Raw genomic sequence first — 12541 nt, forward strand, 5'->3', positions numbered from 1 at the left:
TTAGTCATTAGTCATTGGTAGAAACTAAGGACTAATGACTAAGGACAAAGGACTAATAACTGATTTGCAGCGTCACTGATGCTTCTACCTGTTGTTCGCCACCTTCTACAGGAGTAGAGGCATCTTGTGCCAACTTACCAGCTTCAGCACGCAACAGGGGACGTGGCGGAGGTGGTGGGGCGCTTGCTCCGTTAATTTGAATGCTGACTACTTCTTTGCGTTGAAAACCCAAGCTACTAAAAACTGCATCAGCTTGTTGTTGTGCTTCTTGGGTAGCTTCTTGAAGTGCTTGTTTTTGAGCTTGAGCGATCGCTTCGTCAGTGGCAACAAAACTAATGCTGCTAATTTGCGTGGCACCTGCTTTGACGGCTTCATCTAATAAAGTGCCAGCTTGCTCGGTGGCAATGCGAAAACTCACAGTATTGGTAGCAACGTAACCAGTCAGGCGCTGTACATTATCTTTGTAGCTATAAACTGGATTAAGAGTGATGCCGGTAGTTTGCAATTTCTGCACGTTACGACTTTTCAGCAGTGCCACCACAGCTTTTGATCTGCGGGCAGTTTCCTGCTGTGCCTCTTGTGCTGTTTTCGCTTGAACCTCCACACCCAAAACAACTTGAGCCAGTGTTGCAGGTATTGATTCTACTCCACGACCAGTGACTGTTAAAGTTCTAAACATTTTCTCTTTCTCTTGCGCCCAGACAGGTTGGGCAAAAGTAACATATACAAGCAAAGCTAAAGATATAGTTTTCCAGAGGTTCCTAGTCAATAACCGAGAACCCGATAGAGTAAATGTATTCATTTTCAGATATCACTCCTCGAAAAAATAATTATTGGGTTGTTAATTGCTAATTGCCAATTGCTAATTGTTCATTGTCATTAGCCATTAATACCATTTCGATTTGAAGATGCATATTATTAGCCTGCTGCCTTTGCAGCTACGCGAACAGGAAGCCTTCACTGGCGTCTATGTTTGTGTAGCCTTAGGCTTCCAGCCTGAAGGCGTTAATGTGCTAACCAATGTAAAGGCGGATTTCTATCCACAATCTCTCTGATTGACGAAATATTGACATCTGCGCCTACACTGTAATGTGTTTCTACTTTGGCACTTAAATCTCAAGTCGCTAGGAACGGTTACATTTTTAGAAACCTAGAAATTTACACCTAAACTTTTGGAGATGCTTTCATGGCGTATTGGTTGCTGAAAACTGAACCACATGAGTACTCCTACTCAGACTTAGAACGTGATGGTAGTACAGTTTGGAATGGAGTGAACAACAACCTAGCCCTCAAGCATCTACGTACAATGACTATTGGCGATCTGGTGCTAATTTATCACACAGGCAATGAGCGACAAGTTATGGGCTTGGCAGAGGTAGTAAGTCAACCTTACCCCGATCCAGCATTGAACGATGCCAAGCGAGTAGTTGTAGATTTACGAGTAGTGCGAAAAGTATCTCAACCTGTTACTCTCGCTCAAATTAAGCAAGATGCCAGCTTTGAAAAGTTTGAGTTGTTGCGTCTGCCTAGATTATCTGTAGTCCCAGTATCAGAGTTTCACTGGCAACGCCTTCTACAATTATCAGATAACTAGTAACTCTAGAGTTATTAGTTTGAGACACATGACAAAAGACAGATAATTGCCGGACAAATGACAAAAGACAAAAAGCCAAAGCTCAACAGCTTGTAAATTAGAAGGAATGATTTCTATAGAATCAATGCAGTTTTTAGGTGCAACTAACTTTTCTTTACCTTTGTTGGCAACAACAGCCGAAACAGCAGATAGTTCGCTGGTAGTAGCAGCAGTGCTGCTGAGTTTAGTAGTAGTTTATTTAGCTAGCAAACTCGGAGGAGAACTATCAAACCGTTTTGGTTTGCCGCCTGTATTAGGTGAATTAGTAGGTGGTGTAGTTGTCGGTGTATCTGTCTTACATTTGTTGGTGTTTCCTGAAGCAGGGGCAGACAGTTCTAGTTCTGTAATTATTTCTTTTTTGGAAACTACTGCCGGCTTAAGCCCTGATGCCGCCGATGCCGTGTTTACAGCCCAATCGGAGGTAATTTCCGTTTTGGCAGAACTAGGTGTAATCATCCTGCTGTTTGAAATTGGTTTGGAGTCGAACTTAAAAGATTTGATGGAGGTTGGCATCCAAGCCGCCATTGTGGCAGTAGTAGGGGTGGTTGTACCCTTTAGTGCTGGCACAGCAGGATTAATGATTCTGTTTGGTATCCCAGCTGTGCCGGCAATTTTTGCTGGGGCAGCGCTAACTGCCACAAGTATTGGTATCACCTCTAAGGTGCTATCAGAACTGGGGCGATTAAATTCCAAAGAAGGGCAGATTATTCTTGGTGCTGCTGTGATTGACGATGTCTTGGGAATTATTGTCTTAGCAGTAGTAGCAAGCTTGGCTAAAGATGGCACAGTAGATGTAGGCAAAGTTGTTTATTTGATTATCAGCGCCAGTGCTTTTCTTGTGGGTGCGATCGCACTAGGTAACATTTTCAATAAAAGCTTTGTCGCGATCGTTAATAAATTGAAAACACGGGGTGAGCTGATCATACCAGCATTCATTTTTGCCTTTGCTATGGCATATATTGCCGCTGTAATTCAGCTAGAAGCGATTTTAGGGGCTTTTGCAGCAGGTTTGGTTCTTGAAGAAACAGATAAGCGCAAAGAATTGCAAAAGCAGATCGTTCCTATTGCCGATATGCTGGTGCCGATTTTCTTTGTTACTGTTGGAGCCAAAACTGACTTGGGTGTTTTAAATCCAGCAATTCCCAGCAACCGAGAAGGTTTAATTATGGCTAGTTTTCTTATCGGGGTAGCAATCCTCGGTAAAGTTGTTACAGGCTTAAGCGTGTTTGGTCAATCCCAAATTAATCGTTTGGCAATTGGTGTGGGAATGATTCCGCGGGGTGAAGTAGGATTGGTGTTTCTTGGTATAGGATCAAACATAGGCATTCTCTCAAAACCACTGGAGGCAGCCATTATCATGATGGTTATCCTCACAACGTTTTTAGCCCCTCCTTGGTTGCGGTTTGTGTTTCCTGAATCAACAACTACGCTTGCAGACTCAGACCAACTAGTCTTAAATAGCTCCTCTCAAACTGCCTTAGCCATAGAATCGCCTAGTGCGAATATGTCAACATCAGATGATGGCAAGGCTTCAGAACCTAGCCCCAATTCTTCGGAGGGCAATAAATAGAATCCCTGAGTACAGACGCTCTTAGGAGCGTCTGTGCCTGAACTACAACGAAAGCTATGAGTAACTTCTACTATGAAACTGTTGATAATCTTGAGCTAGTATTCGGAAACTTCTATCCTTCGTACTCCGTCGCCTGTAATTGGATCTTTTGAGGAGATTTTCTTAATTACTACCAATAATACTAATGTTATTTGTTCCCACACCTAATTTATTTCCTCATTTCTTATTTGGCGGTTTTTCAAGCGCTTGATAATTAGTGTTTACAAGTTTTAGCTCATCAGTTAACAAATGCTCAATTTAATCACTAATTGAATCAAAAACTAACAGTCAAAAAATCAAAGAATTATTTGCAAAATAAGGTATATTTTGATGTATTTGACTGCTATTGTTAATTTTGGTGATTTTTTGTTGGTGTAATCTAATGCTCATTGCAAACTAAATTCCCAAACTTTGTGGCAAAGTGAGCGGTAGAATCAATGCTAAAATTGCACACCATTGGCTTTAACTTTAATATGGTCACAAAATTAACCATACAACAACAAAAGTTATTCCAATGCCAGCGACAAAATTAGCTGAGTTACTCATTAAAGCGAAATGTTGATGGTGACTACCTGAGGATTTACCAACACTTGTTATAAATTAACTGCTCCCGTGAATGCGACTCAGGAGAAAGCACTGTGAAAATACACTGGTTGATACCTGGTACTGTTTTAAGTATCTCCCTGTTATCGTCGCCTGCTGATGCAGCGAACCTGCAATCTTGGCGTTTTGATGCCGATCAAAATCAGTTGGAAATTAACACTGATGGGGCTGTTCAACCCACCGCACAACTGATTTTCAATCCGACACGCTTGGTGATTGATTTGCCAGGCATTAAGTTTGGACGCCCACAGCTTGTTCAGACTGTCGGTGGCGCAATTCGCGCTGTCCGGATTGGACAATTTGACCCCCAAATTACGCGGGTTGTAGTTGAGCTAACTCCCGGTTATACCCTTGACCCCAAAAAGGTAAAATTTGAGGGCTTAACTGCCAATCGTTGGCGAGTGCAATTACCAAAGCCGGAACGTGAGGCAGTTGCTGCTACACCAACCAGAAATCTTTACAGTGTAGTAACTACAGAATCTCCCAATCCATCTGGGGGAAAGGAAACGATCTCTAAAACAACAGAAGCTGCAACTCAAATAGAAAACTTCCTAGCTACAGGAGATGGATTTTTTATCCGTACTAGTGGTGGTGGCAAACCGGAAGTCAAAGTCAAACGTAGCGATGATCGCACCAATATTTACCTGGATATTTCTGATGCGGCTTTGTCACCAAATCTGACGCGACAGGATCTGCCAATTAATCGGTATGGTGTCAGTGATGTTCAACTTACACAGTTGGATACTTCCAAACCCACTGTTCGCCTCACAATGCGGGTGAATAGAAATAGTCCTGACTGGCGAGTAATACCCAGTGGTAGTAATGGTCTGGTAGTATTGCCTCGTGGTGGAGTGAGTAGATTGCCTGCCATTAGCACCTCTCGCGTTCCTAGACAACAAGAGCAATCAAACTCTACTCCAACTAATCCATCTCCTCGCTCTTTGGAAACAGACTCGCCAGCCACTATTGAATCTGTGGAGTTGACTGGTAATGGTACACAGCTACTAATCAAAGGCGATCGCTCTTTATCTGCTAGTAGTGGCTGGGATAGATCCTCGCTCATGTACCGCATTACCGTTAATAATGCTCGCCTCGCTTCTACAGTCAAAGGCCCCACATTAAACGACAGTAGCCCACTGCTGCGAATCCGCCTGCGACAGCAAAACCCCAACACTGTCGCTATTTTTATTCAGCCTGCCGCAGGAGTACAAATTAGGCAACTCAACCGACTCAATAGCCCACTTTTGGCTTTAGAGCTACGACGTTCATCAGGACGAATTCTACCCCCCATAGGACGCTCACCTAGTCGGGTGACACCTCCGGTTGCTTTACCTCCCCTACCACGACCAAATCCGCGACCAATGTCAGAGGGTCAAATTACACCAAAACCCCGCCCTGCTACACCCCCACGTCGCGCTGTCAATGGGCGAGTGGTAGTCCTGATTGATCCAGGACATGGCGGTAAAGACTCAGGTGCGATCGGAATTGGAGGAACGCGAGAAAAGGATATCATCCTACCTATTAGTAAAAAGCTGGCACAAATCTTACAACAAAATGGCGTCCAAGTTGTGCTCACACGGAATTCTGACTATTTCGTCACCTTGCCGGGAAGAGTAGCTATGGCAGAGCGCGTTAATGCTGATGTTTTTGTCAGTATTCACGCCAATTCATTGGGTTTAGGTCGTCCGGATGTGAATGGTTTGGAGACGTATTATTACGATACAGGTCTGGGTCTGGCCCGCATTGTCCACAATAGCATTCTTAAAAGTGTCAATATTAGAGACCGGGGAGTACGCAAAGCCAGATTCTATGTCCTCCGCAAAAGTTCTATGCCTTCGATCCTTGTTGAAACAGGCTACTTAACAGGTCGAGAGGATATTACCAGGTTGCGAGCTAATTGGTACCAAAATCAAATGGCAGAAGCGATCGCTCGCGGCATTCTCCAATATCTCAAACAAAGATAATTCAACATATACCTTTAAATTTCAGTGTTTATGCCGAAGCAACGCTACTTTTCTAGCAATTAAATATTGGTATTTACAATTCTTGCCTTGATGTTAATACACATATTTCCAAAAATTACGCAACATAAAACATTTCTTGCCACCTTAAATATCGTTGACGGAATTGACTGTTGTTGTTAATTTTGGTTATCTCTAGGAGTTAAATCCTGTACAAATTAACCATAATGTGCATATAGAGCTTAGTTGTTTCAGCCACTTTTGTACAATCCCGCTCGATTTACATATTTGTTGTATCAGTTGTCAGAAAGAGCAGACAAAAGCTGAAACACCCAAGCCACATATAGTACTTATGTTGAATACCTAAGTCCTAATCACTTGGTGAGTATAAATTGCTATTTATAGTGGATCTTTTTTTCTGTCATCACGGCAGCAAAAAATCTGATTGTCATGCTAGAATTTGACGCCATTAGCTGTAACTTTATTAAATACTACTTTCATGCTTGAATAAAGCATCAATCGATGTATGCGTATGCGGCATCAAAGCTAGGGTTTCAGTGATAACGGTGTGAGGAATTGTCAAAGCTTTGATTAATTAACGATTCTCATAAATGTGAATCAGGAGAAAACATTGTGAAATTACACTGGTTGATACCTGGTACTGTTTTAAGTATCTCCCTGTTATCGTCGCCTGCTGATGCAGCGAACCTGCAATCTTGGCGTTTTGATGCCGATCAAAATCAGTTGGAAATTAACACTGATGGGGCTGTTCAACCCACCGCACAACTGATTTTCAATCCGACACGCTTGGTGATTGATTTGCCAGGCATTAAGTTTGGACGCCCACAGCTTGTTCAGACTGTCGGTGGCGCAATTCGCGCTGTCCGGATTGGACAATTTGACCCCCAAATTACGCGGGTTGTAGTTGAGCTAACTCCCGGTTATACCCTTGACCCCCAAAAGGTAAAATTTGAGGGCTTAACTGCCAATCGTTGGCGAGTACAATTACCAAAGCCGGAACTTGAGCCAGTTAGGCAAGTGCAATTACCAAAGCCGGAACTTGAGCCAATTGCTGCTGCACCCACCAGAAACCTTTACAGTGTAGTAACCGCAGACGCTTCAAATACCGCTGTAAATAAAGGAACAGTTGCGACTGCTATTACCGGAGCAACACAAATAGAAAATTTACGGATAACTGGAGATGGGTTTTTTATTCGCACCAGTGGCGTTGTCCCTAAAGTGCAAGTAAATCGCTCCTCAGACAATAGCAATATTAATATTGATATCCCTGGTGCAACTTTATCACCACGTCTAACCCCGCGGGATGTTAGTGTCAATCGCTATGGTGTTAACAATATTCAATTTACACAATTGGAAACAACACCACCAACAGTTCGCATGACAATGCAACTGAACAAAAATAGTCCCGATTGGCGAGCAAGTACAAGTGCTATTGGCGGTTTGATAGTTTTACCAAATACTAATCCAGTGAGATTGTCCAGAGATAATAGTTCTCGCACCACACCTACTACTAATCCAGTTAGATTTTCTAGGGATACTAGTTCTCGTCCCACCTCAGATAGTAACCCAATCCCTACAGCAACCACTGAGATGACAACAATTGAGGGTGTGGAACTGAGTGCGACTGGCAGACAATTAATTATTAAAGGCGATCGCAATATATCAGCTCATGGTGGTTGGGATCGAACCTCTGGTCTTTTTCGCATCATTATCCCCAATGCTAAATTAACTGGGCCTGTGAGAGGCCCTGTGATGGATGCTAACAGTCCTGTTCTGCGAGTACGTTTGCAACAAAAAGATGATCGTACTGTTTATGTATACGTCCAACCAGCAGCGGGAGTACAAATCGGGGAAGTTAACCAAGTTGGCGATCGCTTTGTCGCCCTTGATTTACAACGTAATCGGGCAGTAACACCCCCTACCGCTTTTCCACCCCTACCACAACCTAATCCCCAACCACTCTCAGGAAATAGTACAGATAATCCCGATTCAGTCGCACAGCCACAACCACCTCGTCCGGCACCAAGAGGGCGAGTTATTGTTGTTATCGATCCTGGACATGGCGGTAAAGACTCCGGCGCACCTGGATTAGGTGGTTTGCTGGAAAAAGATGTTGTGTTGCCTATTGGTAAAAGAATAGCAGCTGTTTTAGAGCAAAATGGCATTCAAACTATCTTGACACGGAATTCTGACTTTTTCGTAGAACTTCAAGGACGAGTAGATATAGCAGAGCGTGCTAATGCAACTTTGTTTGTCAGCGTTCATGGAAACGCCATTGATAACCGTCCTGATGTAAATGGACTCGAAGTTTATTATTACGACAGCGGTTATCGATTGGCTGAAGTCGTTCGTACAACCATTCTCCAAAATATCCCTACTCTCAAAGACCGAGGAACGCGAAAAGCAAGATTTTACGTCCTCAGAAAAAGTTCAATGCCTTCAATCTTAGTGGAAACAGGTTACATGACTGGTCGAGAGGATAATCCTCGCTTAGGAAACCCAGAATATCAAAATCAGATGGCAGAAGCAATAGCACATGGTATTATTAAATACTTACAACAAAGGTAAAAGTTTAGTAAAAATTACTAAATAAAGAAGACGGGGAGTAGTTGGTAGTTAGTAGTTAGTAGGGGAGGCAGCGCGTCTACGCGAAGCTCCCGGAGGGAACTTCAGAACTTCGGCGGGTTAAGCGCATTGTAGCGACTGCCGTGCGGGTTTTGTTGATTAACTTTCGGTTCAAGCCGATAAATTATCTTCTAAACCCGCACGTACAGTAGTTGATTGTTTACCACTATCCACTAACCCATATTCCTACAAAATCCTGTATCTTAAATCAAAACTCTCACCTCAAAGCTACCTGTGATTCCAACCTCTATATTTGAAGGCAATTTATACGATTTTTCCCAACAACCCCAACGCGCCCCAATTGGCATTTTTGATAGCGGTGTAGGTGGGTTAACAGTATTACGACAACTGTATCGACAACTTCCAAATGAATCAATCATTTACTTTGGAGATACAGCCAGACTTCCCTATGGAATTCGTTCGCAAGCGGAAATTATACAGTTTGTTCGTGAAATCCTGAACTGGATGCAACAGCAAAAGGTAAAAATGATTATTATGGCTTGCAACACTAGTTCTGCTCTCGCTCTTGAAACAGTACGTCACGAATTTACCATCCCGATTCTGGGGCTGATTCTACCAGGAGCAAGGGCAGCAGTTGAGCAAGGAAAGCGTATTGGTATCATTGCTACTCCGGCAACAGCTAAAAGCAATGCCTACAAGCGTGCAATTCTCGAAATAAATTCAGAAGTTCAAGTTTGGCAAGTTGGCTGTCCTGAGTTTGTACCGCTGATTGAGCAAAACCGCATTCACGATCCCTACACTACTGAGGTAGCACGTTCTTACTTAGAGCCTTTACTGGATCAGCAAATAGACACTTTAGTCTATGGCTGTACCCATTATCCTCATCTGGCTCCAGTATTGCGATCGCTCCTCCCCAATTCTGTCAAACTAGTCGATCCAGCAGTTCATGTGGTGGCTGCGTGTAACCAAGAATTAGACTTACTTGGGTTAAGAAATACCCACCCACCTTTGCCTACCCGCTTCTTCGTCAGCGGCTGTCCCCAACAGTTTGCTCAAACCTCTACCCAGTGGCTCGGCTGTACTCCTATGGTTGAGGTAGCCTGTTTCTCTGATGCTGCAATTTCCAGTAATTAGTCAATAACCTTAAGTTGATGTCAAAAGTTCCCAGTCATTAAACTAGGAACTCTTGACTATTGACTGTTATCTAGCGTACACTACTGATTTCAGTTACCTTTGGCTGTACTGATGCTTCCTGGGTATAGTTTTCATGAGTAGGCAAGGCAGCACTGGCAGAAGTACTTTTTTTACCTGCTCGCTTCGCTAGTGCGATTAGTAGATATACTGTCAACAAGTATCCAGAAGCCAAAATAAAAATCATCATAGGCATCTTCCCGCAAATCATTTTGTACCAGTGCCTCTGTGAAAAGGAATATAAATTGAATAAAATTAGCAAGAATTCAGCAACTAAATAGTGACTTAGTTGCTTGAAATTTACATACCAAGCTTGCGGTAGAATGTTAATTTTCTCCGCTTAACACATTATGGTTTCCTATGATTTTTTGCTGACTAGGTATACCACAGCAATTAGATAACTTTGAAGAAATCTTTCTGCTGCTTTAACAGTCTACTTAGTCTGCTTAAACGAAGGCGTACTTTTTGGACAGGAGCAACACTGACACGCCAAAGCGCTGAAGATGTTAAATTATTTTGCTTCCTCTAAGGGAAACCTATAGCTCCTAACCATAAAGATTAAAAACCACAGAACCAACCAATGAAATTATTTTCTTGGTTTTACCTGCGACTATTTTATTTAGGATCACAAACCAGATAAGTAAAAACACTTAGTGCTTTTTTCTTGTATCTGGAGGTGAATACCGAAAAATTTAAAATCCCTCAATTTTAGGGTAACACAACAACCCTGATTTTTCAGGTGGCTTTTCTAGGAAATTAAAATATTTCTGAAGAAATACGTACATAAACTATGAATTTTAATTTGTTGACAAATAATTTGATCTAATCGCTCAAGGGCAATTAATAACAAGTATTTTTATGATGGTGACTAATTTTACTAATGAAGGTTATGAATAAGTGATTTTTTGTGAAAAAAAGCTCTACTTTAAAGCAGAAGAATCTTATCTACGTAATTTTACTTATGTAAATCATTAAAACTTCATACTTGTGAAATGATTTTAAAATTTTGATGAAGGTTTTCCCATTCTCCAAACTTTACTGTCTCAGCATTTAGTTAATTTTTGAGTAATGCCGAGAACGAATTTAAATTCTTCACAGTTTTTACTACCTTGGTAAATCTAACTTTAGAGAGAGAACAGTGTGATTGTGTTGTGTTTAGTGGGCGATCGCAAGATATAAACAGAAGTATTGCTTAACGAAAACTTTGCGCTGGCACAGGGTTATCTTAGAATAATTATAGGATATGTAAACTTTCGTAACTTAAGCCATAGTCCGCCCATCCATGACCCCAGCTACCTCCCTCTTTTACCCAGTGGAAGCAGACCTGCAAATACTAGCAGATAACCTCAAACAGCTAGTTGGGAATCGTCACCCCATCCTCTATGCAGCAGCCGAACACCTATTCGGAGCTGGGGGAAAACGTATCAGGCCAGCGATTGTCCTTTTAATATCACGGGCAACGATGCTGAATCAAGACATTACACCACGTCATCGTCGTTTAGCCGAAATTACAGAATTGATTCACACCGCAAGCTTAGTACACGACGATGTGATTGATGAATCACAAATGCGGCGTGGGGTAGCCACAGTTAATAGTTTATTTAATAACAAAGTTGCTGTATTGGCAGGGGATTTTTTCTTTGCTCAAGCTTCCTGGTACTTAGCCAATTTGGACAATTTGGAAGTCGTGAAATTGCTATCAGAAGTGATTATGGATTATGCTGTCGGTGAGACGCAGCAGGCACTAAATCACTTTCATACAAGTATTTCAATAGAGACTTACCTGAAAAAAAGTTATTACAAGAGCGCTTCAATTATTGCTAACAGTTCCAAAGCTACTGGTGTTCTTAGCGAAGTTTCCCCAGAAATAGCCGAACACTTATACGATTATGGACGGCATCTTGGTTTAGCGTTTCAGATTGTTGATGACATTTTAGATTTTACGAGTTCGACAGATACTCTGGGTAAACCAGCAGGTTCTGATCTCAAAAGCGGTAACTTGACAGCACCCGTATTATTTGCTCTAGAAGAAAAACCTTACTTGGAAGTACTAATTGAACGAAAATTTGCTCAACAAGGTGACTTAGAACAAGCAATGGCACTGATTGATGATAGCCAAGGAATCCAGAGAGCACGAGATTTAGCATCTCACCATGCCAAGTTAGCAGTTGAACATATTGGGGTGCTTCCACCTTCAGAATCACGTCAAGCATTGATTAACATGGCTGACTATGTGCTGAGTCGGCTTTATTAGGAACTAGGGACTAGGAATGAATTTTATACTACCTACTAGTCCCTAACCTCCAGTCAGGCGATATCAGGGGGTACTGGAGCGCTATTGCGTTTCTGGTGCAATATTTGTTTAATTATATTTTGCAAGTCAGCACGCCTAATTTCGATTTCGTTTGTGTCAGACGTGCTAGTACTACGGATAACATTAGTATCTACAAAAACTATACTATCTACGGGTTCTAACGCCATTAACTGAAACAAAATGTGGGTGACAGGCATAGGGGTAGCTATTACCTGAGGGTCAAGCCCAGCACCATAAGAAGTGGGAATATCCTGTAAGGTAGAAAAAGCATATACGACCCGCTTTTGTTGTTGTGGATTTCCACGGTTGCTCAGGGTAGTTACAACCCACTCCTGATCCAGGTTTTGGAGAACATAGTAGTTAGAGTGGCTTAACTGTTGAGCGATCGCACTGAGAGCGGGGGCAATGGCCGCAACCAGTTTTGGTGTTCTACCATCTTTTGGTGCATTTTCAATCAACAATTGAATTTGTGCTTCTAAATTCATAAATTACCTGTAACGGCTTTTCGGTATTGGCTGTAACTGCAATGGCTGTGCCAACAATCAAACAATAATTGGGAATCGTAAATCCAGCCACATCCTTAAGTTAGGATTACCTGCGTTTAGCTTACACGCAAAGCTCCT

At 42.2% G+C, this 12541-nt stretch carries 9 protein-coding genes; 6 read left to right on the forward strand and 3 right to left on the reverse strand.

What is annotated here, in order from left to right; genetic code table 11:
* Positions 1 to 52 precede the first annotated feature (52 nt).
* Positions 53 to 802 carry an SIMPL domain-containing protein gene (locus U2718_RS32425; protein WP_341994413.1) on the reverse strand — a complete coding sequence of 250 codons (750 nt, stop codon included), beginning with the start codon at positions 800 to 802 and terminating at the stop codon, positions 53 to 55.
* A gap of 384 nt (positions 803 to 1186) precedes the next feature.
* On the opposite strand from U2718_RS32425, the gene U2718_RS32430 reads away from it, so the two are divergent.
* The 5 genes from U2718_RS32430 (at position 1187) to murI (ending at position 9547) form a co-directional block, all read left to right on the forward strand.
* Entirely contained in the window at positions 1187 to 1594 is a 408-nt protein-coding gene (locus tag U2718_RS32430) for an EVE domain-containing protein (RefSeq protein ID WP_341994412.1), read from the forward strand.
* Positions 1595 to 1700: 106 nt separating this feature from the next.
* Entirely contained in the window at positions 1701 to 3203 is a 1503-nt protein-coding gene (locus U2718_RS32435; protein ID WP_341994410.1) for a cation:proton antiporter, read from the forward strand.
* A 677-nt stretch (positions 3204 to 3880) separates the two neighbouring features.
* Positions 3881 to 5809, forward strand: coding sequence for an N-acetylmuramoyl-L-alanine amidase (locus U2718_RS32440; protein WP_341994408.1), 1929 nt, complete (start codon positions 3881 to 3883; stop codon positions 5807 to 5809).
* Between the two features lie 630 nt (positions 5810 to 6439).
* Positions 6440 to 8395 (forward strand): N-acetylmuramoyl-L-alanine amidase, encoded by a 1956-nt coding sequence (locus U2718_RS32445; RefSeq protein ID WP_341994406.1) that lies wholly within the window; start codon positions 6440 to 6442, stop codon positions 8393 to 8395.
* A gap of 291 nt (positions 8396 to 8686) precedes the next feature.
* Positions 8687 to 9547, forward strand: coding sequence for a glutamate racemase (murI, locus tag U2718_RS32450; protein ID WP_341994404.1), 861 nt, complete (start codon positions 8687 to 8689; stop codon positions 9545 to 9547).
* A gap of 70 nt (positions 9548 to 9617) precedes the next feature.
* On the opposite strand, the gene U2718_RS32455 is transcribed toward murI, so the two are convergent.
* Entirely contained in the window at positions 9618 to 9794 is a 177-nt protein-coding gene (locus U2718_RS32455) for a hypothetical protein (protein ID WP_341994402.1), read from the reverse strand.
* A gap of 1092 nt (positions 9795 to 10886) precedes the next feature.
* Between U2718_RS32455 and sds the strand changes: the two genes are divergently transcribed.
* Complete coding sequence (gene sds / locus U2718_RS32460; protein ID WP_341994400.1) at positions 10887 to 11858, forward strand: solanesyl diphosphate synthase; 972 nt, start codon at positions 10887 to 10889, stop codon at positions 11856 to 11858.
* Positions 11859 to 11911: 53 nt separating this feature from the next.
* Here sds and U2718_RS32465 read toward each other — a convergent pair whose 3' ends face one another.
* Positions 11912 to 12403: a hypothetical protein gene (locus tag U2718_RS32465; RefSeq protein WP_341994398.1), complete on the reverse strand. Its 492-nt coding sequence runs from the start codon at positions 12401 to 12403 to the stop codon at positions 11912 to 11914.
* Positions 12404 to 12541: the final 138 nt, after the last annotated feature.

The sequence above is a fragment of the Chlorogloeopsis sp. ULAP02 genome (genome assembly GCF_038404745.2).
GTDB lineage: Bacteria > Cyanobacteriota > Cyanobacteriia > Cyanobacteriales > Nostocaceae > Chlorogloeopsis.